At 62.3% G+C, this 22188-nt stretch carries 31 protein-coding genes; 30 read left to right on the top strand and 1 reads right to left on the bottom strand.

Annotated elements, in window-relative coordinates; translation table 11 throughout:
- Positions 1 to 3: 3 nt before the first annotated feature.
- The 22 genes from A7D16_RS03275 to A7D16_RS21125 all read left to right on the top strand — a co-directional run bounded on the left by A7D16_RS03275 (position 4) and on the right by A7D16_RS21125 (position 16481).
- Positions 4 to 360: a phage holin family protein gene (locus tag A7D16_RS03275; protein WP_005929454.1), complete on the top strand. Its 357-nt coding sequence runs from the start codon at positions 4 to 6 to the stop codon at positions 358 to 360.
- The gene (locus A7D16_RS03270; RefSeq protein ID WP_064629794.1) at positions 353 to 628 is read left to right on the top strand and encodes a phage holin family protein; all 276 of its coding nucleotides are present in this window, start codon (positions 353 to 355) and stop codon (positions 626 to 628) included. Before A7D16_RS03275 ends, A7D16_RS03270 begins: the two co-directional genes overlap by 8 nt.
- The gene (locus tag A7D16_RS03265) at positions 628 to 1266 is read left to right on the top strand and encodes a glycoside hydrolase family 19 protein (RefSeq protein ID WP_064629792.1); all 639 of its coding nucleotides are present in this window, start codon (positions 628 to 630) and stop codon (positions 1264 to 1266) included. Before A7D16_RS03270 ends, A7D16_RS03265 begins: the two co-directional genes overlap by 1 nt.
- On the top strand, positions 1266 to 1754 hold the full coding sequence (locus tag A7D16_RS03260) for a hypothetical protein (protein ID WP_064629790.1): 489 nt from the start codon (positions 1266 to 1268) through the stop codon (positions 1752 to 1754). The genes A7D16_RS03265 and A7D16_RS03260 overlap by 1 nt, the downstream gene beginning before the upstream one ends.
- The gene (locus A7D16_RS03255) at positions 1751 to 2167 is read left to right on the top strand and encodes a phage tail protein (RefSeq protein ID WP_064629788.1); all 417 of its coding nucleotides are present in this window, start codon (positions 1751 to 1753) and stop codon (positions 2165 to 2167) included. The genes A7D16_RS03260 and A7D16_RS03255 overlap by 4 nt, the downstream gene beginning before the upstream one ends.
- Entirely contained in the window at positions 2155 to 2604 is a 450-nt protein-coding gene (locus A7D16_RS03250) for a phage virion morphogenesis protein (protein WP_064629786.1), read from the top strand. Before A7D16_RS03255 ends, A7D16_RS03250 begins: the two co-directional genes overlap by 13 nt.
- Positions 2605 to 2785: 181 nt before the next feature.
- Positions 2786 to 4324 (top strand): N-acetylmuramoyl-L-alanine amidase, encoded by a 1539-nt coding sequence (locus A7D16_RS21135; protein WP_082925708.1) that lies wholly within the window; start codon positions 2786 to 2788, stop codon positions 4322 to 4324.
- An 85-nt stretch (positions 4325 to 4409) separates the two neighbouring features.
- Positions 4410 to 5300 carry a baseplate assembly protein gene (locus A7D16_RS03245; protein WP_064629784.1) on the top strand — a complete coding sequence of 297 codons (891 nt, stop codon included), beginning with the start codon at positions 4410 to 4412 and terminating at the stop codon, positions 5298 to 5300.
- Positions 5293 to 5841 (top strand): phage tail protein I, encoded by a 549-nt coding sequence (locus tag A7D16_RS03240; protein WP_082925707.1) that lies wholly within the window; start codon positions 5293 to 5295, stop codon positions 5839 to 5841. The genes A7D16_RS03245 and A7D16_RS03240 overlap by 8 nt, the downstream gene beginning before the upstream one ends.
- A gap of 3 nt (positions 5842 to 5844) precedes the next feature.
- Entirely contained in the window at positions 5845 to 7050 is a 1206-nt protein-coding gene (locus A7D16_RS03235) for a glycine-rich domain-containing protein (RefSeq protein WP_064629780.1), read from the top strand.
- A gap of 1 nt (position 7051) precedes the next feature.
- On the top strand, positions 7052 to 7279 hold the full coding sequence (locus A7D16_RS03230; RefSeq protein ID WP_064629777.1) for a hypothetical protein: 228 nt from the start codon (positions 7052 to 7054) through the stop codon (positions 7277 to 7279).
- 78 nt (positions 7280 to 7357) lie between these two features.
- Positions 7358 to 7921, top strand: coding sequence for a phage baseplate assembly protein V (locus A7D16_RS03225; RefSeq protein ID WP_064629775.1), 564 nt, complete (start codon positions 7358 to 7360; stop codon positions 7919 to 7921).
- Entirely contained in the window at positions 7918 to 8277 is a 360-nt protein-coding gene (locus A7D16_RS03220) for a GPW/gp25 family protein (protein WP_064629773.1), read from the top strand. The genes A7D16_RS03225 and A7D16_RS03220 overlap by 4 nt, the downstream gene beginning before the upstream one ends.
- A gap of 11 nt (positions 8278 to 8288) precedes the next feature.
- Entirely contained in the window at positions 8289 to 9455 is a 1167-nt protein-coding gene (locus A7D16_RS03215; RefSeq protein ID WP_064629771.1) for a phage tail sheath protein, read from the top strand.
- Between the two features lie 30 nt (positions 9456 to 9485).
- Positions 9486 to 9995, top strand: coding sequence for a phage major tail tube protein (locus A7D16_RS03210; RefSeq protein ID WP_064629769.1), 510 nt, complete (start codon positions 9486 to 9488; stop codon positions 9993 to 9995).
- A 45-nt stretch (positions 9996 to 10040) separates the two neighbouring features.
- Positions 10041 to 10343, top strand: a complete 303-nt coding sequence (locus A7D16_RS03205) for a phage tail assembly protein (protein WP_064629767.1) — start codon at positions 10041 to 10043, stop codon at positions 10341 to 10343.
- 8 nt (positions 10344 to 10351) lie between these two features.
- The gene (locus tag A7D16_RS21130) at positions 10352 to 10465 is read left to right on the top strand and encodes a GpE family phage tail protein (RefSeq protein ID WP_005922203.1); all 114 of its coding nucleotides are present in this window, start codon (positions 10352 to 10354) and stop codon (positions 10463 to 10465) included.
- 29 nt (positions 10466 to 10494) lie between these two features.
- Positions 10495 to 13365 (top strand): phage tail tape measure protein, encoded by a 2871-nt coding sequence (locus tag A7D16_RS03200; protein WP_064629765.1) that lies wholly within the window; start codon positions 10495 to 10497, stop codon positions 13363 to 13365.
- A gap of 12 nt (positions 13366 to 13377) precedes the next feature.
- A complete protein-coding gene (locus A7D16_RS03195) occupies positions 13378 to 13779 on the top strand; it encodes a phage tail protein (protein WP_016851190.1) in 402 nt (133 codons plus the stop codon).
- The gene (locus tag A7D16_RS03190) at positions 13776 to 14765 is read left to right on the top strand and encodes a phage late control D family protein (RefSeq protein ID WP_064629763.1); all 990 of its coding nucleotides are present in this window, start codon (positions 13776 to 13778) and stop codon (positions 14763 to 14765) included. The genes A7D16_RS03195 and A7D16_RS03190 overlap by 4 nt, the downstream gene beginning before the upstream one ends.
- Before the next feature lie 136 nt (positions 14766 to 14901).
- Positions 14902 to 15351 (top strand): hypothetical protein, encoded by a 450-nt coding sequence (locus A7D16_RS03185; protein ID WP_064629761.1) that lies wholly within the window; start codon positions 14902 to 14904, stop codon positions 15349 to 15351.
- 26 nt (positions 15352 to 15377) lie between these two features.
- The gene (locus A7D16_RS21125) at positions 15378 to 16481 is read left to right on the top strand and encodes an N-acetylmuramoyl-L-alanine amidase (RefSeq protein WP_082925706.1); all 1104 of its coding nucleotides are present in this window, start codon (positions 15378 to 15380) and stop codon (positions 16479 to 16481) included.
- 266 nt (positions 16482 to 16747) lie between these two features.
- Here A7D16_RS21125 and A7D16_RS03180 read toward each other — a convergent pair whose 3' ends face one another.
- Entirely contained in the window at positions 16748 to 17185 is a 438-nt protein-coding gene (locus tag A7D16_RS03180) for a helix-turn-helix domain-containing protein (protein WP_064629759.1), read from the bottom strand.
- A gap of 70 nt (positions 17186 to 17255) precedes the next feature.
- Between A7D16_RS03180 and A7D16_RS03175 the strand changes: the two genes are divergently transcribed.
- From A7D16_RS03175 to A7D16_RS03145, 8 genes are all read left to right on the top strand, one after another.
- Positions 17256 to 17513 carry a DNA-binding protein gene (locus A7D16_RS03175; protein ID WP_064629757.1) on the top strand — a complete coding sequence of 86 codons (258 nt, stop codon included), beginning with the start codon at positions 17256 to 17258 and terminating at the stop codon, positions 17511 to 17513.
- A gap of 2 nt (positions 17514 to 17515) precedes the next feature.
- Positions 17516 to 17836 (top strand): ogr/Delta-like zinc finger family protein, encoded by a 321-nt coding sequence (locus A7D16_RS03170; RefSeq protein WP_064629755.1) that lies wholly within the window; start codon positions 17516 to 17518, stop codon positions 17834 to 17836.
- Between the two features lie 10 nt (positions 17837 to 17846).
- Entirely contained in the window at positions 17847 to 18125 is a 279-nt protein-coding gene (locus A7D16_RS03165) for a hypothetical protein (RefSeq protein WP_064629752.1), read from the top strand.
- Positions 18122 to 18334, top strand: a complete 213-nt coding sequence (locus tag A7D16_RS24285) for a hypothetical protein (RefSeq protein ID WP_082925705.1) — start codon at positions 18122 to 18124, stop codon at positions 18332 to 18334. Before A7D16_RS03165 ends, A7D16_RS24285 begins: the two co-directional genes overlap by 4 nt.
- Before the next feature lie 9 nt (positions 18335 to 18343).
- Positions 18344 to 21040, top strand: coding sequence for a toprim domain-containing protein (locus A7D16_RS03160; RefSeq protein ID WP_064629750.1), 2697 nt, complete (start codon positions 18344 to 18346; stop codon positions 21038 to 21040).
- Positions 21041 to 21363: 323 nt separating this feature from the next.
- A complete protein-coding gene (locus A7D16_RS03155; protein WP_064629748.1) occupies positions 21364 to 21582 on the top strand; it encodes a hypothetical protein in 219 nt (72 codons plus the stop codon).
- Positions 21579 to 21869: a hypothetical protein gene (locus A7D16_RS03150; protein WP_064629745.1), complete on the top strand. Its 291-nt coding sequence runs from the start codon at positions 21579 to 21581 to the stop codon at positions 21867 to 21869. Before A7D16_RS03155 ends, A7D16_RS03150 begins: the two co-directional genes overlap by 4 nt.
- Entirely contained in the window at positions 21869 to 22141 is a 273-nt protein-coding gene (locus A7D16_RS03145) for a hypothetical protein (protein ID WP_064629742.1), read from the top strand. The genes A7D16_RS03150 and A7D16_RS03145 overlap by 1 nt, the downstream gene beginning before the upstream one ends.
- Positions 22142 to 22188 lie beyond the last annotated feature (47 nt).

Below are 22188 nucleotides of genomic sequence, written 5' to 3'. Positions count from 1 at the left end.
CTGATGACCGAACCCACCTCCGTATCGAGCGGCTTTTTGATCGCCACCGGTGTGGGCCTTGCCTCCGTGCTGCCTGGCATCGATGGCGATGCCCTGATCGGCGCCTTCGCCGGCGGCGCGCTGTTCGTGGTGTCCGCCGCCAAGCAACCGCTGCTGGCGCGGCTGATCTATTTCCCGGTGAGCGTGATCGCCGGCTACCAGCTGGCGCCGGAAATCCTGCGCTGGTTGCCGATCAAGTCCAGTGGCGTGGCCGCCTTCGCCAGCGCGGCGTGCGCCATCACCGTCACGCTGGGCTTGATCGAAAAGAGCAAGTCCTTCGACTTTTCCTTCCTACGTCGTGGAGGTCCGCCCAGTGCATAGCCTGGTCACCGTCCTGACGTTGATGGCCTCGCTCGCCATCTGCGTCCGCCTGCTTACCTACCACCGGCCCGTCGATGCGCGACATCGACGCGGCGCGGGCTGGTGCGCGTGGCTGCTGATCGCCAGCACCGGCGGCCAGGCGCTGCACATCCTGCTGGCCGGCGCCGGCTCGCAAGTCAGTCTCTGGCACCTGGGCACGTTGCTCGTGCTGGCGGTGCTCACCTACCGCGCCCAGGGCAATGTGGCGCGCATCCTGAAGGTCGATTGATGTTCACCGATACCCAGCTCGCCTCAATCATGCAGTGCTCGGCCCAACGCGCACAGCGCTGGCACGGCCCACTGCTCGCCGCCGCCAACCGCTTCGGCATCACCACCAAGCGTCGCGCCGCGCATTGGCTCGGCCAGGTCGGCCACGAAAGCCTGAGCCTGTCGCGCATGGAAGAAGGGCTGACCTACACCACCAGCGCACGGCTGTTGGAAGTGTTCGGCGCACGCATCACGCCGGCACAGGCACCCAAGTTCCTGCGCAATCCGGTGGGCCTGGCCAACTTCGTCTACGCCGACCGCCTGGGCAACGGCAACGAAGCCAGCGGCGATGGCTATCGCCACCGGGGCCGTGGTCCGATGCAACACACCTTCCGGGGCAACTACCGCCGTATCGGTGTGCTGATCGGCTTGCCGGTCGAAGAGCAGCCCGACCTGCTGCTGCAGATCGAGCCAAGCGCACTGGGTGCGGCGGCTTACTGGCAAGACAACGGGCTGAATGTCCTGGCCGATGCCGGCGATGTGCTGGGCCTGGGCCGCAAGATCAACCTGGGCAACGTGCGCGCCAAGCGCTTGCCCGAAGGCCACAGCGATCGCGTCACGCGCACGCAGCGCGCCCTGCAGATGCTGGGCGTGAGCTGATGGTCACGCGCCTGATCATCTTGCTGGCGCTGATTGCGGTGCTCGTCGGTGGCTGCGTGTGGCAGGAGCGGCGCGTCAGCGCCGCGCAGGCAGACCGCGATGCCGCGCTGCAGGCCAAGCGCCGGGCCGAGGCGGAACGCGACAGCGCCAAAGGCTCCACCACCGTCGTGACGCAGTACGTCGACCGCGTGCAGATCGTGCGCGAAACCGGCGCCACCATCACCCGCGAGATCCCGATCTATGTCACCCAGAAAGCCGATGCTGCTTGCGCTATCCCTGCTGGCTTTGTGCGGCTGCATGACGCCGCCGCCACGGGCCACCCTGCCGGGCCGCCCGCCGGAGATCCTGATGCGCCGGCCGCCGGCATTACGCTCTCTGGCATTGCCGGTACCGTCTCCGACAACTACACCAGCTGCCATGCCACCGCCGCGCAGCTGAGCGCGCTGCAGGACTGGATTGACCTGCACGCACCGGAGCCGGCGCCGTGATCAAGCCTGCCAGCCTGCGCGCGCATCTCGTGGCCGTACTGCCGGACCTGGCACGTGATGCCGACCGGCTGCTGGTGTTCATCGACGCCGGCAGCCTGGTCAGCACGTTCCAGCCCGGGCTGTCGTTCGAGTACCAGTACACGCTCAACCTGATCCTGACCGACTACGCCGGCCACCCCGACAGCGTGATGCTGCCGCTGCTGGAATGGGTACAGGTCAATCAATCCGAGTTGCTGTCCAACCCGGCGCGCCGTGGCGAGATTGCCTTCGAAGCCGACATCCTCGCCAACGATGCCGTGGATCTATCGATCAAGTTGCCGCTGACCGAGCGTGTCGTGGTCACCGCGAAGGACGGCGGCGGCTACGACATAGTCCATGCGCCCGAACCCGTGATCGATCCATGGATGAGCTGACCGCGCTGGAGAGCTGGGCAGCGCCGCTGCTGGCGCGCCTTCAGCCGGGCGAACGCCGCACGTTGGCGAGCAAGATCGGCACCGAGCTTAGGCGCTCGCAGAGCCAGCGCATCGGCAAGCAGCAGGCGCCCGATGGCTCGCCTTACGCACCGCGCAAGCAGCAGTTGCGGCAGAAGTCTGGACGCGTCAAACGCGCGAAGATGTTTGCCAAGCTGCGGCAAGCAAAGTATTTCAAGGTCAGCGCCAGTCCTAACGCTGTGAGCGTAGGGTTTGTGGGTCGTGTGTCGCGCATTGCGCGCACGCATCAAGAGGGTCTGACCGAGCAAGTGAGGCCTGGTGGTCCAAGGGCACGTTATGAGAAACGCGTCCTGCTCGGCCTTTCCGCTGAAGATCGGCAAATCGTACGCGATCAACTCCTGAATCACTTAGGTGAGTGAAGCAGCCAAGTCAGAAGCATGACAGTCCGAGCGAGTTACGCGAGCAAAGATGACCATACGCACATTAGAAGCGTCGGGTTTTTGACGCGGGATTGGAATGCGGGTACGTTGACCTTGGGGAAGCAACGGAATGCTGCAGCGACCCGGGGCTTTCCCATCCCCCGAAATCATGGAGTGATTTATGAAGCGTTTCTTTCATGGCAAGTCAGTAAGGGTGCTCCCCGAACTTCGCTACGCGTGTGCAGCTGTCGCAATCTCAGCAGCACTGACTATTGGCTCACCGGTGCTGGCAAGCCCTGCCCCCCCTAGCATTGCAAGCCTGACCATTCAGCAGAAGGCAGACCTCAGTAAGATGCTGACGGCTGAACTTCAGCAAGTCGTCAACAAGCAAAAAAGGCTCCCAGGACAGAAAGTACAGCCGATTACTGTCCGGCTTGATAGCCAGACGTCAACCGTGATGATCGAGATGGGCCGCGACTTCATTCCGAAAGGCGACAAATACATCTCTGGAGACGTGGAAGAACAACTCCACCAACTCGAAGTGGTGGCGTACCAACTCTTGAGCGACTCGTTTGTTGTCGAAGGGACTACCTTCACATTCGGCGGAGTGCCAGGGGACAAATTATTCGCCCCCACCGAATGGAAACCTAAACACCTTAGAAACAAAACAACTGTGAATCCTTCTGCTGATGCGGACAGCCCAGTAGTTGTTTCTGCAGGACATGGGCGAACTAAGGTAACCGGTGGTTGGGGATGGCAGCGACCAGCAATGAACGGGTGGCATGAGGATGTCGACAATCCAACGCTAGCATCGAAACTCGCGGAATTTCTTCGTACAAGATCTGACGAAACGATAACATTTCCTCGATCCACATCCTCAACCATTGAGGGGCAGACAAAACTTCCATGGTGGCAGCTTGCTGCCAAATACCACTTGGCGCGAATTTTACCGACAGAAACAGACATCTGGAATAGTGCCTCTGTGACCACAGAAAAGGATAAAGATATTCTTTCTCGGCCAAAATATGCCCGCCATCTCAATGCAAAAGCAATTATAAGTTTGCACACTGATGCAGCAGATGACACAACAGTGAGAGGCACCAGAATTCTCTACCAAACAGGCAGCACACCGAGTCAAGAGCTGGCAGCAGCGATATCCTGCTCAATGAAAGAAATAATCAACGCTACCCCGGGGTACGAAACCTGGCGAGTAAACACTCCAACAGCAGGAAACTACGGAGAGAACAGAGAAGCTGTTGAGGTCCCAGCAAATATAATTGAAGTTGGCTTTCATTCAAACCCACAAGATGCCGCAGCCTTTAGAGACACTGCGTTCCAAGAAGCAGCAATGAAGGGAATTGAGAAGGGCTACAGAGTCAACAGAGACGGTAAAACTTGCGTCCCTCAGAAAATCACATCTGTCCCCAAAGCGGTCGCAAATTTGAATGGGCCGAAGATCAATGTTCCCATTACTTTTGTTGGAAACCCGCAGTTTCCTGTTAAGCGGACTCGAAAAGTCACCAACTGCCCTGCTGGGTGGGGTTGTCCGGACGATATTTTCGTCTATGAACAAGAGCAGACAACTCCATTCAACACCACATGGTGGTGCAATGGCCCCACAGATACCAAGACTCAGATCGTTGATATCTTGGTAACACTAGAAGATGCTGATGGCGTAAAAAGCGAATTCAAAACAAATTTCACCTGCAAGGCAGCTTGATTCTGTACCTACTTGGCCTACAAGGAAAAAGGCTAGGTAGCTCAGGTCCACGCGCGAAGAATGTAGCTTCGCACGTGGACCTCCTATGGCTTCTTTTACTGCTGTCGATCTTTCGAAACTCCAAGCTCCAGACCTCATAGAGGCGCTGGACTTCGAGGCGATCTTCGTAGAGGCACTCGCCCAGTTTCGCCGGCTGCTGCCGGAATTTTCGGCGCTCACCGAAGCCGATCCGGTCTACAAGATCCTGCAACTGTTCGCAGCCCGCGAGCTGCTGATCCGCCAGCGCGCCAATGACAAGGCGCAGCAGACGATGCTGGCCTTCGCCACCGGTACCAACCTCGATCACCTTGGCGCGCTGTTCGGCGTTGCGCGTCTGGTGCTAGATCCGGGCCAACCGGAGAACGGCGTTGCACCGACCTACGAGTCGGACGTGGACTTTCGCCGCCGGATCCAGCTGGCGCCGGAGGGCTTTAGTGTCGCCGGCCCCGAGGGCGCCTACATCTATCACGCGCTCAGCGCAGCGGCCGATGTCATGGATGCCAGCGCCACCAGCCCTGCGCCTGGCCAAGTCCTGGTCACGGTCCAATCGCGCACCGGCGATGGCACGGCTCCCCAGGCGTTGCTGGACGAGGTCGCGGCAATTCTTACCAACGACGACGTGCGCCCGCTGACGGACAACGTCACGGTCCAGAGCGCCCAGATCATCCCGTACGCCATCCGTGGGCGCGTCTACACATACGCGGGCCCAGACTCGGCGGTGGTCATGCGCGAGGCAATGCGCAGCCTGCAGGCGTATCTGGACGAAGCTCACCGCATCGGCCGTGACGTGCCCGAGTCAGCGATCAAGGCCAAGTTGTTCGCCGATGGCGTGCAGCGTATTGAACTAGACACACCTGCAGCCGACATCCGGATCAGCCGCACGCAGGCTGCCTACTGCACCTCGATCAACATCGTGCACGCCGGCATCGATGAGTAGCTCCCCGCTGCCACCCAACGCTACGCCGATGGAGCGCGCCCTAGCGGCCGTCACCGAGCGCCTGGAAACAATTCCATTGCCGTACCCGGACCTCTGGAACCCAGATACATGCCCCGCCGGCCATCTGCCATGGCTGGCCTGGACGCTATCGGTGGATGACTGGAAGGCCGACTGGAGCGATGCGGTCAAGCGCTCGCGCCTGCGTAGCGCCATGGCGATCCAGCGTCGCAAGGGCACCGCCAATAGCGTCCGCATGGTGGTGGCCTCGTTCGGGGGTGCGGTGACCATCCGCGAGTGGTGGCAGCAGCAGCCACGCGGCCAACCGCACACCTTCGAGCTGACGCTCACGCTCAACGGATCCGATGGGCGGGCTGCGAGTGCTCGGTTTGTCGATGAGGTCATCGCCGAGGTTGAGCGCACCAAGCCCGTTCGCTCGCACTTCGGCTTCGTACAGGGTCTGCAAGCAACCGGCAATGTCTCGCTGGTTACTGGTATTCGCATCATCAATTACCGCCGTTTGTCGATGACGGCGCAGGGATAAACCATGGCACTGCAATTGGTCCTCACCACCGCTGGTCGCGCGGCGCTGATCAACGCCGAGAAGAACGGCACCAACGCCGTCAAGGTGACCAGCATCGGCTTCACTGCGACAGCTTTCGCCGCAACAGAAGACCTGAAGAGCGTCCCAGGTCAGCAGTTGGCGCTCTCCAGCATCTCGGGCGGCACGACGTCGTCCACCACCATCCACGTCACCGTTAACGACACCAGCCGGGCGACCTATGAGGTACGCGGGTTTGGGTTGTACCTGGAAAACGGCACGCTGCTGGGCAGCTACTCCCAGCCGGATCTGATCATGGAGAAGGCCGCCGCGTCCGACCTGCTCATGTCTGCCGACATCCTGTTTTCCGGCGTTACCGTGTCTTCGGTGACGTTCGGCAATGCCAACTTCACCAACCCGGCCGCGACCACCGAGAAGGAAGGCATTGTCGAACTTGCCACGCGCATAGAAGCGATTGCAGGTGTAGACCCACAACGAGCCGTCACACCGGACGCATTGAAAGCCGCTATCGATAGCCGCAGTGGCCGTGCGAGGTTCGAAGCATCTGGCAACTTTGTTGTGCCGGCAGGCGTGACTGCGATCTACGTCAGCGCTTGCGCCGGAGGCGGTGGTGGTGGCGGCGGTGGAACCCGTGCCGAGAAGTCGAATGGGTCCGGGACGTACACAGCGACTGGCGGCGGTGGTGGCGGCGCTGGACAGTCGATTCAGCGAGTGCGCTTTGCAGTCACGCCAGGGAGCACGCTTCCGATTGTCATCGGTGCCGGCGGAGCAGTTGGCGCAGGCTCGCGCACAGACGGCGCCTCTGGCGCTGCCGGCGGCGCTGGCGGCGCCACGGTCATAGGCGGCCTGGTGTCATTGTCTGGAGGCCAGGGCGGCGGCGGTGGGTTCACCGGCGCCAACCAGGTGGGAGGCGCTGCCGGCGGAGATGGCTACCCGGCCGGCGGTGACTCGGCATCTATTGCTGCAGTTTCTCCCTACGGCCCAGCAGGAACCGGAGGCTCGTGCCCCTTCGGCGGCGGCGGGCCTGGCGGCCGCAGTGCAGGCGACACCACGTCAGCCAGCCGCAGGGGCTTCGGCTTTGGCGCTGGCGGCGGCGGTGGCGGTGGCGTCTCCAACGGTGCCGGTGTAAATACGTTCGGCAAGGATGGGGCCACCGGGTGCCCCGGCTTCGCTTTCATTGAGTGGTGTTGAGATGACGATTGGACGTTACGCGATGATCCAGACCGGGACCGACGTGGTAGTCAACATCATCGTTTCCGATAGCGCCTTCACCATTGACGGCTTCGAGTTCCGCGCACTCCAAGACAAGACCGTGTGCGAGCCTGGCATGTACTTCAACCGCGGCGACGGGCTGTACTACTTTGACGCGCAGTTCACCCAGCGCGAAGTCATAGCGCCTGAGCCGCCTGCGAATTTGTAGCACCGGTGCGCTGCGTAGATCACGCAGCTACAGCGCAACTGCGGTGTCATCCTGCTCGCGCGCGACGACCATGACTGCATGGGCAACGAATCCTCCGCACTCAGTAATGCCATTCGCCTCGGCACTGTCGCCGAGGTGAATCTCGCCACCGCGCGATGCCGCGTACAGGTCGGCGAGATGCTGACCGACTATCTGCCCTGGGTAGTCACTCTGGCCGGCACCACCATCATCTGGTCGGCGCCGGCGATCGGTGAACAAGTCGTGGTGCTGTCGCCGGCCGGCGACCTGGCCGATGGCCTGGTGCTACGCGGCCTCTACTCCGACCAATTTGCAGCGCCTGCCGCATCCGACACGCTGCATGTGCTGCGCTTTGCCGATGGCGCGCAAATCCACTACGACACCGAGGCACATGCGCTGCAGGCGACACTGCCCAGCGGCGGCACTGCAACCATCACCGCCGATGGCGGCATCACGCTCAACGGGCCGTTGACCGTCAACGGCGAGACAACGCTCAACGGCGACACCAAGATCGCCGGTACCGCGACTGCGACCACCGATGTCATCGGCGGCGGGATCAGCCTCAAGAACCACAAGACCACCGGCGTGACGGCCGGCAGCGCACTCAGCGGTGGTCCGCAGTGATCGGCGTCGATGCCGCCACCGGCCGTGTGATCGAGGGCGAGCAGCACCTGGCCCAATCGATCGTCTGCATCCTCACCACGCCCATCGGCACGCGCGAGCAGCGCCGCGACTTCGGCTCGTTGCTGCCCGAGCTGATCGACCAGCCATCCAACGGGGCCACCCGCACGCTGCTCTACGGCGCTACCGCCACCGCGTTGATGCGCTGGGAGCCGCGCCTGCGCCTGACCCGTATCGACCTGGTCATCGGCGATACGCCTGGCAGCTTCGTGCTGACCATCGAAGGCGAACGCACCGACGTTGCTCCCGCTAATGCGCGCTTGCGCATGACCATCCCGCTCCGCTTCCGCTCGTTCTGATCGAGGAACCTATGTCCACTGCCTACCACCACGGCGTCCGCGTCATCGAAATCAGCGCAGGTGCGCGCGTCCTCCGCACCGTTTCCACCGCTATTGTCGGCCTGGTCGCTACGGCGTCCGATGCGGACGAGAAGGTCTTTCCGCTCAACAAGGCCGTACTGCTCACCAATGTGCTCGGTGCCATCGCCAGTGCCGGCACCAAGGGCACCTTGCGCGACACCCTGCAGGGCATCGCCGACCAGACCAATCCGGTGACCGTGGTCGTGCGTGTGGCTGAGGACGAAGACGAGGCCAAGACATCGTCCAACGTCATCGGCAAGGCCGAGTCCAGCGGCTACACCGGCCTGTATGCACTGCTCGCAGCGCAAGCACAGCTGGGCGTGCGTCCGCGCATCCTGGGTGCGCCTGGGCTGGACACGCTGCCCGTCGCCAAGGCGCTGGCGACCATCGCCAAGAAGCTGCGCGCCATGGCCTATGTGCGGCCAGTTGCCGAGACCGTGGCCGATGCCATCACCTACCGAGGGCAGTTCGGCGATCGCGAACTGATGCTGATCTGGCCGGACTTCCTGGCCTTCGACACCGCCACCAGCACCACGACAGCGGCATATGCCACTGCACGTGCACTCGGCCTGCGCGCCAAGATCGACACCGAACAGGGCTGGCACAAGAGCCTGTCCAACGTGCCGGTGGCCGGCGTCACCGGCATTTCCAAGGACGTGCACTGGGATCTGCAGGATCCGGCCACCGATGCGGGTGTGCTCAACGAGGGCGACATCAGCACGTTGGTCAACTTCAACGGGCAACGCTTCTGGGGGTCGCGCACGTGCGCGGAGGACAACATGTTCGCTTTCGAGACGGCCACGCGTACCGGGCAGGTCCTGGCAGACACCATCGCCGAGGGCGTGGCGTTCTACGTCGACAAGCCGATGCATCCCTCGCTGGTCAAAGACATCGTCGAAGACATCAACGCCAAGTTCCGCGACCTGAAGGCGTCCGGCTACCTGATCGATGCCACCGCCTGGTTTGACGGCACCGTCAACAGCGCCACGACGCTGGCAGATGGCGCGCTGCGCATCGACTACGACTACACGCCTGTACCGCCGCTGGAGAACCTGCAGCTGTACCAGAAGATCACCACCAGCTACCTGGCCGACTTTGCCGAACGCGTCAACGCGTAACGCATCCGCCTTTGATTCCCGGAGAAACCCATGGCTTTGCCCAAGAAACTCAAAGCGCTCAACCTGTTCAACAACGGTGAGAGCTATCTCGGCCAGGTGGTCGAAGTGAAGCTACCAACGCTGTCCCGCAAGATGGAGGAATATCGCGGTGGCGGCATGAATGGCCCGGTCGACATCGACTTCGGCCAGGAGAAGATCGAGCTCGAATGGAAGTGCGGCGGCATGATGCGCAGCGTGCTGAATCAGTACGGCGCCACCACGCATAACGCCGTGCAGCTGCGCTTTGCCGGCGCATACCAGCGCGACGACAGCGGCGCGGTGGATTCCGTCGAGTTTGTGGTGCGCGGCCGCCACAAAGAGATTGATCCGGGTACCGGCAAGTCTGGCGGCGACACCGAGTTTTCCGTCAAGACCTCCGCCAGCTATTACAAGCTAATGATCAATGGCTCCACCGTGATCGAGATCGATCTGATGAACATGATCGAGATCGTCAACGGTGTGGATCTGCTTGCGCCTCACCGCCGCGCCATCGGCGCCTGACCCTTCCGGCCTGGCGCCGCCAGGCCTCAGCCTTGAGACCTTCCGATGACCCCGACCTTTTCCCCAGCCATTCCCCTCGACCAGCCGATCGTGCGTGGCGAGCAGACCATCACCGACATCAAGGTGCGCAAGCCTGGCGCCGGCGAACTGCGCGGCCTCAAGCTCACCGACGTGCTGCAGCTGGACGTCACTGCGCTGGCGACGCTGCTGCCGCGCATCTCTTCGCCCACGCTGACCACCGCCGACGTCAATGCGATGGATCCGGCCGACCTGCTGGCGGTAGGCCAGGACGTGCAGGTTTTTTTCTTGCCGAAGGCACAGAGGGAAGCGGATTTCCCGACTGCGTAGAGGATGCGATGGCCGACATCGCGGCCATCTTCCACTGGCCGCCGTCTGAAATGGACGGCTGGTCGCTGCACGAACTCACGGCGTGGCGCGAGCGTGCCCGCCTGCGAAGCGGAGCCGAGTGATGCCCTACCCCACGAACGAGGCCGCCTAAATGGCGGCCTCCGACAATCTGCGCCTGCAGGTCATCCTGGCCGCTGTCGATCGCGCCACCGGCCCGTTCCGCCGCGTGCTCAATGGCAGCCGTGGCGTTGCTACCGCACTACGCAACCAGCGCGACGCGCTGCGTCAACTCAACAGCCAGCACCGCGACATCGGCGCGTATCGCGAACAGGTCGCGCTGGCGCAGCGCGCCAAGGCTGCACTCGATGCGCAGCGGCAGTCGGTGCGCACGCTCGCCCAGCAGATCAAGGCCACCGGCACGCCCACCGCAGCCATGAATGCCGAGTTCGAGCGCGCCGTGCGTACCGCACGCGAACTCAAGACCGCTCACGGCACGCAGGAGGCCGGCCTGCAGCGCCTGCGTGGCCGCCTGGAAACGGCCGGAATCAGCACCCGCGAGCTGGTCACGCACGAGCGCCGCCTGCGCAGCGAGATCGACAGCACCAACACCGCCATGCGCGCCCAGCAGCAGCGCCTGGTGGCGATCGACACTGCCCAGCGTCGCACCGCCCGCATCCAGAGCGCCGGCCTGCACGCGAGTGCCTACGGCGCGGGCATGGCCTTCGCCGGCCAGCGTGCACTGGGCGCTTCGGTACTACCGATCAGCGATGCGATGGAGTTTGAGTCGGCCATGGCCGACGTGCGCAAGGTTGTGGACTTCAAGACGCCGCAGCAGTTCCTGCAGATGGGCCGCGATGTCGAAAACCTCTCCATGCGCCTGCCGATGCTGCCGGCCGAGATTGCCAAGATTGTGGCGGCCGCCGGTCAGGCCGCCATCCCACGCAAGGAGCTGGTTCTCTTCGCTGAGGACGCGGCCAAGATGGGCGTGGCATTCGACAGCAGCGCCGAGGAAGCCGGCCAGACCATGGCGACCTGGCGCACGGCGTTCCGCATGGGCCAGGCGGAAGTGGTCGTGCTGGCCGACAAGATCAACTACCTCGGCAACACCGGCCCTGCCAGCGTCAACAAGATCAGCGCGGTGGTGAATCGCATTGGTGCCTTGGGCGAAGTCGCCGGCCTGCAGAGCGGGCCACTGGCCGCGCTGGGCGCCACCGTCGCTGGCATGGGCATCGAGTCGGAAGTCTCGGCCACCGGCATCAAGAACATGCTGCTCACCCTGGCCTCGGGCGAGTCGGCCACCAAGAGCCAGCGCGAGGCCTTCGACAAGCTGGGCATCAAGGCCAAGACCATGGCCCTGCTCATGCAGAAGGACGCAGGCGGGGCGATCATGTCGGTGCTGCAGAAGCTGCGCGCACTGCCCAAGGCCGAGCAGGCCGCGACCATGACGCAGTTGTTCGGGCGCGAGTCGATCGGTGCAATCGCGCCGCTGCTGACCAATCTGGAGCTGCTACAGGGCAACTTCGCCAAGGTGGCCGACGCGCAGCGCTACGGCGGCTCAATGTCGGCCGAGTACGCATCGCGGGTGGCCACCTCGGCCAACTCGCTGCAGCTGCTGAAAAACACCGCCGTGGTGGTGTCGCAATCGATCGGCCAGGCGCTGCTGCCGCAGTTCAAGGAACTGACCGAGCGCACGGCTGCTGTGGTCGGCCAGGTCACGACGTGGATCCGCGCTAATCCGGTGCTGGTGGGAGCGATCGCCAAGACGGCGATCGCTGGGGCCGCGCTGATCACGATCTTGGGTGGCCTGCTGGTCGCCAGCGGCGTTGCCGCCATGGCGTTCTCGCAGATTCACGGCGCCGTGGCGCTGCTGTCGGGCGGTGGCGGCTTTGGTGCGCTACTGCGTCAGGGGCTGGCATTCGGTGGCCGCGTGCTGCCGATGCTCGCCAATGGCGCGCGCCTGCTGCTGCCGCTGCTCGGCGGGGTCAGCCTGCCCGTGCTGGCAATCGGCGCGGCCGTCGCGGCGGTGGCGCTGCTGGTGTGGAAGTACTGGGGGCCGATCAAGGCCTTCGCCATCGGCGTCTGGCAAGGCATTGTCGATGTTGCCGCGCCGGTGCTGGCCGAATTGAAGACCGCGCTCGCGCCGCTGGCGCCGGTGTGGGACACCGTGGCCGCTGCGATGGGCCAGGCCTGGGCGTGGGTCAAGCAGCTGCTGACGCCGTTCGAGGCCACCACCGCCCAGTTGCACGGTGCAACGCAGGCCGGTCGCGGCTTCGGACATATCATTGGCGCGGTGCTGGTCACCCAGCTGCAGCTGGCCGTCAAGGCGATCGGCTGGCTGGTGCAGGCGTTTGTGTTCGTGCTGCCAGTGATCAAGCAGATCCTTGGCGGTGTGTGGCAAACCGTCCAGGGCACCTGGTCGCTGATCGTGGGCGTGTTCACCGGCAACGGCGATCGCATCCGCCAGGGGCTGCTGCAGCTGTGGGCCGGCATCAACCTGCAGTTGGCTAACTGGCCGGCCCGCATGCTGCAGGCCGGCGCGGACATGATCAGCGGCCTTGTCCAGGGCATCCGCTCCAAGCTCGGCGCCGCCGGCGATGCCATCGCCAGTGTCGGCAGCGGCGTAGTCGATCGCTTCAAGGGCCTGTTGGGCATCCACAGTCCTTCGCGGGTGTTCGCCCAGCTGGGCGATTTCACCATACAGGGCCTCACCGTGGGGCTGCAGCGCGGCCAGGGCGCGCCTGTGCAGGCCGTCATGGCGCTCGGCAACCGGATGCGTGCGGTGGGCGCCGGCCTGGCTCTGGCGACGGCCACAGCGCCAGTGGCGGCGATCGACAGCCGGGCGCCGCTGTCGGCGCCTACGCGCGCCGCCAGCGCGCCTGCAGACGGTAACAGCTACGTCATCCACGTCCATGCCGCACCCGGTATGGATACGACCGCACTGGCGCGCGAAGTCGCCCGCCAACTTGAAGAGCGCGAACGGCGCACGGCGGCCACCCGTCGCTCCAGCCTGCGCGACGACTGAGGATCCACCCCGATGATGATGTCCTACGGAACGTTTGTATTTGCCCTCGATAGCGCCGCATATCTGCAGTTGCAGCGGCAGATGAGTTGGCGCCATGCCACCAGCGAGCGCGTCGGCGCGCGCGCGGCCAGCCAGTTCCTGGGCCCAGGTGATGAGACCATCGAGTTATCCGGCCTGATCGCGCCGGACCTCACCGGCACACGTGGATCGCTGACCACGCTGCGTAGACTCGCAGCCGCCGGCGAGCCGCTGCCGCTAGTCGATGGCACAGGCTGGGTGTATGGGCCGTACGTGTTGCTGGCGGTCAACGAGACGGCCTCGCTGTTCTTCCCGGATGGCACGCCACGCCGGGTCGAGTTCCAACTGAGCCTACGCCGTACCGACGATGTGGCGCCCGAGGCGACTGCCGCATGAGCTACCCGATTCCGCAGTGGCGCGTGGTGCTCGATGGCATCGACCTCACCGAGCGCATCGCACCGCGCCTGCTCGACCTCACCCTTACCGAATGCCGCGGCGGCGAGGCCGACCAACTTGATCTACGGATCCACGATCACGACGGCAGGATGGCGCTGCCCAAACGCGGCGTACGCCTGGCCGTTGCGCTGGGTTGGAAAGCCACGGGCCTGATCGACAAAGGCACCTTCATCGTGGACGAAGTGGAATACAGCGGCGCACCGGACATCATCACCGTGCGTGCGCGTAGCGCAGACCTGACCGCTAGCGTGCGCACGCGGCGCGAGCGCAGTTGGCACAACACCACGCTCGGTGCAGTGCTCAATACCCTCGCCGGCGAGCATGGGCTGACGCCCCGCGTGGCCGAGGCGCTGGCACGCACCAAGCTCCCCCATCTCGACCAGGCCAACGAGAGCGACATGAATCTGCTGACACGCCTCGGGCAGCGCTTCGATGCGGTGGCAACGGTGAAAGGAGGATCGCTGGTCTTTGCGCCCATCGGCGCCGGCATCACGACAACCGGCAAATCACTGCCGACTGTCACCCTGACGCGCCGCGATGGCGACCAGCATCGGTACTCCGTTGCCGACCGCGATGCCTATACCGGTGTGCGCGCGTACTGGGTGGACAAGGGCAAGGCACGCCGGCAGTCGGTGCTGGTGGGCACAGACGACAACGCCAAGCGCCTACGCGAGTCGTATGCCGATGAGGCAACGGCACGCCAGCATGCGGACGCGGAGCTCGAGAGGGTGAAACGGGGCTTGGCCAAGTTCGACTACACGTTGGCTTTAGGCAGAGCGGATGTGTCACCAGAGCAAAGCCTAAAGCTCATCGGCTTCAAACCAGAAATCGATTTGCAGCATTGGCTGATCGCTAGGGCAACTCACACAATGGGCAATAGCGGCTTCACTACTTCACTTGCCCTTGAGACAAACATTCAGCCCTAGCACCCTCTTTGATACTGCGATGGACAAGAAATATCACCTCGTATACGCTCGGCACGGGGTGGATCCGAGGCCCGGCTGGCGCAAAATATTAGGCACTAGCCGGGGTCTATCAGGGAATTTCTCACGGAGTAAGAGAATGAAGTTTTCATTGGAATTGAGCGCAACAGCACTTGCCATTGCAACCAGCCTGTTCGTGGTCTCCCACGCAAGTGCGGTCGAGCAGAAGAGCGACGGGGCCGCCACAGCTAGTTTGTCTGCAATTGATCGAAGTGCGATTGAAGGGTCTGTGACACAGCAGCTGCGGTCGCAGGCAAGCAGGACCACTAAGTTGCCTGGTCAGCGTAAGTTCGACGTTTCAGCTCACATATCTGCAACAGAGAGCAAACTCACAATTGAGCTTGGCAAGGATGCTGTTCCTGAAACAGCTGGCGCTGACTCTGAAGAACAGTGCAGCAGCTTCGCAACGACAGCCCGCTATTTGCTTCGCGGCGAGGTCAGCGTCACCGAATACGAGTGCACATACGGTGGGAAGGACATTTTCTTCTATCACCCTGAACCCAAGGCCGTAAAAAAAAAAGTGGGCTAGTTCGCCCGGCTGAAGATCCGCTCCCCCTGCTTCTGTTATCTGCCGGACATGGCTTGTACATTAAACACGATGGAGCCAAAGCCACGTGGAGCTATCAGCGCGACCCTAAGAATGGAATGCTTGAAGACACAACAACTCCGGCATATGCCACAGCAGTAAACAACGCTCTTACTGCAAATGGCTCCCAAATAAATACTGCATTGGTCCGCTCAGAGTCCACTGCGATACACACACCGTCGGGAAAGCCATGGTGGGAGGTTTCTGCAAAGTACTACTTGATGGATTTATTGCCGGATCAGCAGAAAATATGGGCGTCAATTCCTAATGACAAGACAAGTGTAGAGCGCGAAAAGAATGAGGATATTCGTTCACGCCCCTTATACGGAAACTACCTAGGAGCAAGCTACGGCCTTCATATCCATACCAATGCAGCCGAAAGCAACGCCATCAGAGGGACTACAGGATTTTATCAAAAAGATCACCCCCTCACCGAAAAGAGCAAAGATTTAACTTCAAAAATTCTTTGCTCCATGAAAGAAATAATAAACGCTGACGCAGCCTACGCGCAGTGGAGCGTCGATACTGCTCCACGCGCAGAGAATAAAGGAGAGAATCGAGTAGCCGAGTTCCCTTCTACCATTATCGAGGTCGGATTCCACACCAACGCGCTTGATGCCGCCGCATTACAGAACGAGAAATTTCGGCTACTAGCCAGCAAGGGCATGGCTAAGGGGCTTAAGTTGTACAAGGAAGGGACGGCATGTACCCCTTTTAAGATTGACTCCATTCCTGCCTCATCTGGCCCTCAAGGATCCCAGGTTCCTTACAAGGTTAATTACTCTGGAAATCCGACCTTTCCTGTGACTATGTATTTCGAACCTGTAAAGTGTGCTCCAGGCTGGACTTGTCAGACAGGCACCCGAGCAACTACCTCTACGTCATCGCCGCTCACCTTCAATTTCAGCTGCGGCAGCGGTAGCGCTACAGCAACGATGATTTTCAAGCGCTGGCTGGTGGATGCAGATGGCGTCAAGACCGAGCCGGTCGAGGTATCACACACATGCGTCAAGTCGGCTTCCAAATCAACGCTACCGGTCGTGAATAGCGCAGCCGAAGCGACACAGCTCTGATGGGTGGGGTTCTTACCTGTAAGTAGGATTTTTCCTATGGCAGCCTTTTCGCTTTAGGAAGAAAGTACACAAGGGATGTCTGGTCATCTCGCGCTGTCAGGACGACGGCAACTCGATCGCATGGAGCTACGCGCTGGCACCCACAAAGAAGCCGCCGGTCAAAAGCCGGCGGCTTTTTCTTTGCGATCTAGCAAGCTCTACAGTTCAGGCTGGTATAGCCGATAACGGCAAATTTCTCACGAGCAACTGTCCAATAGCGATGCTGATCATTTGCTCTTTTTTTTGCGTCCACCAACAACAATCCGCATGTTGCTTTGATCCACGATCGCTGTCGTCGAAACCGCTTGGCCCACATCGCTGTTGTCGAACGTCAGGACCGAGCCGGCTCCTGCATTGGAAGACGAGGCATCGCCTACCAAGCCCAATGCCGCAAGCACAGTCTTGCGTGTCGCCGGTGCTGCATCTTTGAACGTAGACAGCAGGAGCCTATCAGCGGGGTCCAACTGCGCTCGGTGTCCAGACAGCACGTACATGACATCGACGCCACGACTCAGCGCGGCTAGTAGATACGCTCCACCGGGCAGGTTGATGTCTTTCTCGAAGTTCAGTTGCGCGTAGCGCGTGAGGCCGAGTTGTACGGCCATCTCGTCCTGCGTTAGGCCAAGCCGCTTGCGCTCTTCCTTCAGGCGTTTCCCTACGGTCATACAGGCATTTCCTTACTTGACAATGTTGAGTTAAGTCCACAAAATTCCCAAAAGTAGACGGAACCGCCACATGCCCCCGAAGAGTCAGATGCAGCAGTTCACGCCCCGCAGCCCGGAACAGGCGCGGCAGTGGCTTGAAGCAAATGGCATCACGGTCTCGGCATTCGCTCGGCAGAACGGCGTGGATCGGTCGGTCGTACATGACCTGCTCCGTGGCCGCTCTCAAGGCAAATACGGCGAGTCGCATAAAGCGGCAATCGCATTGGGTCTCAAGGCACCACCCAATAGTGCCACACAAATCCCAACCGCCAAGAGCTCAAGGGGGTGAGCATGTTCGGTCGAAAAAAAATCGTTTTCCGCTGCGAGGCTTGCAGCGCAAGACTCATCAAACGCACCAGCTTCCTCGCTCACAAGTTCCTGCGACACGACTCCTATGTGTGCGAAAACCCAATGTGCGGTGCGACCTATACAGGCCATTCGGAGTTGACCGGTATTGCCAGCCCAAGCGGCGTGCCCACCTCACACAGCGAGCTCCCGCCGACACCCGCCTATGAGCGCGCCCAGGCGCTGCAGGCATACCGCGAGTCGCTCGGCGACCGACAGCTAGATCTCATCCCCGTCGGCGGCGAGCCGTTCTTCCCTCACCTCTGAGGCACCTCTAATGCGAAAGACCCTTGATTGGGCGGCATTGCCGCCCACGGCGAAGCTTTGCCTGGAAGTCGCGCTCAACCATGGCGGCCTAATGAAGACCGAACACGGTTACATCGGCCGCAATGCCGCGCCGGAGACCACGCAGCGCTTCGGTGCGGTTGTGGTGGCAACACTCATGCGCGAGGGCCTTGCAACGTCTGACAGCGTAAATGAGCGCCTCGTGGTGCTGACCGAATCGGCCATCGCCCTGTCCACTCTCCAACACCCAAATACTGAGGTCGGCTCGTGACGCACGCCAGCAGCTGGTTCACTGCGCAAGAGCCGCGATTCGTAGATGCGGCAAGCAATGCGCCGCAGCGCATAGCGCCACACGCAAAGCACGAAGAGGCACGCCTGCTCGCTGCCGCCGTTGACGCGCACCGTCGTGCCGGCGGCGCTTATGTCGTGATCGACAACGCCACAACACCGTCCGCGCCTTGGCGCGTGCTCGGCGTTTAAGGAAGCTCGATGCAAGAGGATCTGCGACAACAGGTGCTGTCCCGGCTCGAACGGGATTACGGACTCAAGCACCGTAGTGGTACCGAGTACATGCGCGGCGGCAAGTGCCCGTCCTGCAGCAAGAAAGAGCTTTACACCAACCATCTCAAGCCCTGGGTGGTGAAGTGCGGCCGCCAATCCAAGTGCGGGCGCGAGCTGCACGTCAAGGATCTGTACGACGACCTGTTCGACGACTGGTCCAAGCGCTTCCAGCCAACGGCTGCGGCTCCCAACGCAGCGGCCGATGCATACCTGCAGTTCTCGCGTGGCTTTGACCTGGCGCCGCTGAAAGGCCTCTACACCCAGGACAGCCACTACGATCGCAAGATCAGCGCCGGCACCGCGACCGTGCGCTTCGCGCTGGTCAAGGGTGGCTGGTGGGAGCGCCTAATCGATCGCCCGCATCGCTTCGGCAAGCAGAAGGCGCGCTTTGCGCCAGGTCAGAGCTATGCAGGGGCGTGGTGGGCGGCGCCTGCCGCGCTGACAGCCATGCAGACGGCACGCGAGGTGTGGATCGTCGAAGGCATCTTTGATGCGATCGCGCTCATGCAGCACGGCATGTGCGCGGTATCGGCTATGTCCTCCAACGCATTTCCGGAAGAATCGCTACGCGAGCTGGCGAAGGCACGCTTGGCCGATCTGCCGACGCTCGTATGGGCACTGGACAACGAGCCAGGTGCCCGTGCCTACACGCACAAGCACATCAAGCGCGCAGCGGCGCTGGGCTTCGACTCACGTGCGGCGCAGATCGTCCAGCGCGATGGCAAGAAGACCGACTGGAACGACCTACATCTGCGCGCGATCGCGTCTGATGATCCCAAGCAGTGGGACAACGACGTCAAGGAAGCTCGCTACCAGGGCGACCTGCTCGTGGCCCGCTCGGCGGTGGACAAAGGCCTGCTGATGTTCGAGCACGACGGCCGCAACGACTTCTGGCTGGAGTATCGCTCCCGTCTGTATTGGTTCGATTTCGACACCCAGCGCTTCGACAAGCTTCGCAAGGAGAAGCTGGGCGACATCGATGCCGACGACGGCGACGAGGTTGCGGCCGAGGATCTGAAGAAGATCAAGCGCGCTGCCTGTTCCGTACAGAAAATCGCCAACTGTTACCCCGAAGCGCTGTACTTCCAACGCCAGGAAGTCACGGACGAAAGCTGGTACTACTTCCGCGTCGATTTCCCGCACGATGGCCCCAGCGTAAAGGGCACCTTTACCGGTGGCCATGTCTCCAGCGCGTCCGAATTCAAAAAGCGCCTGATCTCCCTGGCCGCGGGCGCCATGTTCACCGGTACCGGCCACCAGCTAGACCGCCTGATCGAGGAGCAGACCGAGGCGATCAAGACGGTCGATGCCATCGACTTCGTGGGCTACAGCAAGGAACACCGCGCCTACCTGCTCGGCGACATGGCTGTGCGCGACGGCGAGTTGGTGACGGCGAACGAGGAGGACTACTTCGAGTTCGACAAGCTGCGCTTGAAGACCACGCAGAAGTCCATCCGCTTGGAGATTCAGCGCGACGCCGAGGCGTTCCGCGTGGATTGGCTGCCGTGGCTGTGGCAGTGCTTCGGCACGCACGGCATGGTTGCCATGACGTTCTGGTTTGGCTCGTTGTTCGCCGAGCAGATCCGCGCCGGGCACAAGAGCTTCCCGTTCCTTGAAGCCACCGGTGAGGCCGGCGCCGGCAAGACCACGCTACTGACGTTCCTGTGGAAGCTGCTGGGCCGCTCGGACTACGAGGGCTTCGACCCGGCCAAGTCGTCCAAGGCAGGCCGTGCACGCGCCATGGGCCAAGTGTCCGGCATGCCCGTCGTCCTGCTGGAAGCCGATCGCAGCGAGCCAGACAAAGCGCACTCCAAGACGTTCGAGTGGGATGAGCTGAAAGACTTCTTCGGCGGCGGCACGCTGGCAACGCGCGGCGTGCGCAATGGCGGCAACGAGACATACGAGCCTCCGTTTCGCGGCACGATCGTGATCACCCAGAACGCCGCAGTGGACGCCAGCGAGGCGATCCTCACACGCATCGTGAAGCTGCACTTCAAACGCCCGCAGGTCACCACCGAAAGCCGCATCGCGGCCGATAACCTCAATGCGCTGCAGGTCGAAGAGGTCAGCCATTTCCTTGTGCGCGCCATCCGCCAGGAGCGCGCCATCCTCGATCTGTTCGCCGAGCGTGTGAAGGTCTTCGAGGCCAAGCTGCGCGCGCAGCAGGATCTGCGCCTTGAGCGCGTCATCAAGAACCATGCGCAGATGCTCGCGCTGTTCGACTGTCTGCGCCTGGTTGTCGCTCTACCTGACGACATGGTCGAGCAGACGCGGCTCGCGTTGTTGGACATGGCCCTGGAACGACAGAAGGCGATCAGCGCGGACCACGCGATGGTCAACGAGTTCTGGGAAGCCTACGAATACCTCGAAGCCACCGGCCACGGCAAAGCCGTCGTCAACCACAGCCGCGACGCGCAGCGCATTGCGATCAACCTTAATCACTTCGCTGCGCGTGCTTCGCAGTTCAGCCAGTCCGTGCCCGATCTCAAGGTCCTGCGTGCACTGCTCGGGGACTCGCGCCGGCACAAGTTCATCGGCGCCAACGTGGCGGTCAACAGTGCAGTCCTCAAGGACGATCTGACCGGCGTCGGCACCACCGTGAAGTGCTGGGTGTTTGCCAAATGAGCGCGCTTGCACATGTGGGAAATTTTGAGAAATTTTCATTGACAGCGCCCCAAGGACGGAGCAACTATTACAGCGTCGCCGCAAAATCGGCGACCGGGATTGGCGTCCCGAATTTACACGGCGCAACAGCGCCCATCGATCGATGTCCGGCGCTTTTTTCTCGCCCGGCGTTCGCTCGGGCGCGTGCCTGCCAGTTCTATGGCGGGCGGTGCGTGGGGGCCGCAAGGCCCGCCGGTTCCGTGTATCCGGTACGCCAACCCGCATCGTCCGCCACCCCGATTGGCGTCGGGGCGGCGGATTTCTGTCAAAGCACGGAGTTCCGCATGTCCTACGACGCTCAAGAAGCGCCGGCTAATGCCGCGCGTCAGATTGCCCATTACTTCGGCCTGATCGCCGACACCCTCGACTGGAACCACACCGCTTGGCTCGCCCTGCAGGTGAAGCTGCAGGCCATGGGCAAAGCGCCCGAGGCGCTGACACTGGCCGACGTCGAGTCCGCCATTTCCAGCATCAATGCCGACTTGGCCGAGGTGCGCCAGTGAGCCGCCGCGACCTGCACAAGGCGCTGCGCGTCGCTCCCGGTGTCTACCTGCTCCTGCAGATCCGAGCGACCGACGTGCTGGCTGAACTGTACGCCGACAGCCTGCATGACCGCCCGCCGGTCATGTTCGCCTGCAGCGCGATCGAAGAGGCTTGCGAGTTGTTCCCCGTCGATGACGGTACCGGCCTGGTCATCGGCTCATTGCACGTAGTGATGCCTGAAGCCGAAGCCGCCGCACTGCTGGAATGGGTGATCGGGCGCATGCCTGCCGCACTGGAGGTGGCTTGATGGACACCGCCCACACGAACACGCAGCTGCCAGAGGACGCTGATTTCTCGATCAGCGAAGAAGAGCAATACCGCCTCTGGCGCGCGTACCACGCGGCCGCATTGCTCGCCGCGCTGACCAACGACGTCGCGATCGAGGCAGGCATCAATCACGACGGACCGGCGGCAGTGGCCGAGTACATCCGCCACGAACTGCTCGATGTCCTCAATGGCGCACAGCGTCTACACGAGCCTGATCCGCACAACCCGCCATCTGGCGCCGACCTGATCTAACCCCGCAACAGCAGGCCGGCGGGCGGTGCTGTAACACCGCCCCAAGG

It is taken from the genome of Xanthomonas nasturtii (assembly GCF_001660815.1).
GTDB classification, from domain to species: domain Bacteria; phylum Pseudomonadota; class Gammaproteobacteria; order Xanthomonadales; family Xanthomonadaceae; genus Xanthomonas; species Xanthomonas nasturtii.
The sequence above is the reverse complement of the archived record's forward strand: the minus strand, read 5'-3'. Positions and strand labels throughout refer to the sequence as shown.

Bases quoted from the DNA above. Each gene is read 5' to 3' on its own strand.
- A7D16_RS03275 (WP_005929454.1), top strand. From the start codon at position 4: ATGACCGAACCCACCTCCGTATCGAGCGGCTTTTTGATCGCCACCGGT.
- A7D16_RS03265 (WP_064629792.1), top strand. From the start codon at position 628: ATGTTCACCGATACCCAGCTCGCCTCAATCATGCAGTGCTCGGCCCAA.
- A7D16_RS03260 (WP_064629790.1), top strand. From the start codon at position 1,266: ATGGTCACGCGCCTGATCATCTTGCTGGCGCTGATTGCGGTGCTCGTC.
- A7D16_RS03250 (WP_064629786.1), top strand. From the start codon at position 2,155: ATGGATGAGCTGACCGCGCTGGAGAGCTGGGCAGCGCCGCTGCTGGCG.
- A7D16_RS21135 (WP_082925708.1), top strand. From the start codon at position 2,786: ATGAAGCGTTTCTTTCATGGCAAGTCAGTAAGGGTGCTCCCCGAACTT.
- A7D16_RS03245 (WP_064629784.1), top strand. From the start codon at position 4,410: ATGGCTTCTTTTACTGCTGTCGATCTTTCGAAACTCCAAGCTCCAGAC.
- A7D16_RS03240 (WP_082925707.1), top strand. From the start codon at position 5,293: ATGAGTAGCTCCCCGCTGCCACCCAACGCTACGCCGATGGAGCGCGCC.
- A7D16_RS03235 (WP_064629780.1), top strand. From the start codon at position 5,845: ATGGCACTGCAATTGGTCCTCACCACCGCTGGTCGCGCGGCGCTGATC.
- A7D16_RS03230 (WP_064629777.1), top strand. From the start codon at position 7,052: ATGACGATTGGACGTTACGCGATGATCCAGACCGGGACCGACGTGGTA.
- A7D16_RS03225 (WP_064629775.1), top strand. From the start codon at position 7,358: ATGGGCAACGAATCCTCCGCACTCAGTAATGCCATTCGCCTCGGCACT.
- A7D16_RS03215 (WP_064629771.1), top strand. From the start codon at position 8,289: ATGTCCACTGCCTACCACCACGGCGTCCGCGTCATCGAAATCAGCGCA.
- A7D16_RS03210 (WP_064629769.1), top strand. From the start codon at position 9,486: ATGGCTTTGCCCAAGAAACTCAAAGCGCTCAACCTGTTCAACAACGGT.
- A7D16_RS03205 (WP_064629767.1), top strand. From the start codon at position 10,041: ATGACCCCGACCTTTTCCCCAGCCATTCCCCTCGACCAGCCGATCGTG.
- A7D16_RS21130 (WP_005922203.1), top strand. From the start codon at position 10,352: ATGGCCGACATCGCGGCCATCTTCCACTGGCCGCCGTCTGAAATGGAC.
- A7D16_RS03200 (WP_064629765.1), top strand. From the start codon at position 10,495: ATGGCGGCCTCCGACAATCTGCGCCTGCAGGTCATCCTGGCCGCTGTC.
- A7D16_RS03195 (WP_016851190.1), top strand. From the start codon at position 13,378: ATGATGATGTCCTACGGAACGTTTGTATTTGCCCTCGATAGCGCCGCA.
- A7D16_RS03190 (WP_064629763.1), top strand. From the start codon at position 13,776: ATGAGCTACCCGATTCCGCAGTGGCGCGTGGTGCTCGATGGCATCGAC.
- A7D16_RS03185 (WP_064629761.1), top strand. From the start codon at position 14,902: ATGAAGTTTTCATTGGAATTGAGCGCAACAGCACTTGCCATTGCAACC.
- A7D16_RS03180 (WP_064629759.1), bottom strand. From the start codon at position 17,185: ATGACCGTAGGGAAACGCCTGAAGGAAGAGCGCAAGCGGCTTGGCCTA.
- A7D16_RS03175 (WP_064629757.1), top strand. From the start codon at position 17,256: ATGCCCCCGAAGAGTCAGATGCAGCAGTTCACGCCCCGCAGCCCGGAA.
- A7D16_RS03170 (WP_064629755.1), top strand. From the start codon at position 17,516: ATGTTCGGTCGAAAAAAAATCGTTTTCCGCTGCGAGGCTTGCAGCGCA.
- A7D16_RS03165 (WP_064629752.1), top strand. From the start codon at position 17,847: ATGCGAAAGACCCTTGATTGGGCGGCATTGCCGCCCACGGCGAAGCTT.
- A7D16_RS03160 (WP_064629750.1), top strand. From the start codon at position 18,344: ATGCAAGAGGATCTGCGACAACAGGTGCTGTCCCGGCTCGAACGGGAT.
- A7D16_RS03155 (WP_064629748.1), top strand. From the start codon at position 21,364: ATGTCCTACGACGCTCAAGAAGCGCCGGCTAATGCCGCGCGTCAGATT.
- A7D16_RS03145 (WP_064629742.1), top strand. From the start codon at position 21,869: ATGGACACCGCCCACACGAACACGCAGCTGCCAGAGGACGCTGATTTC.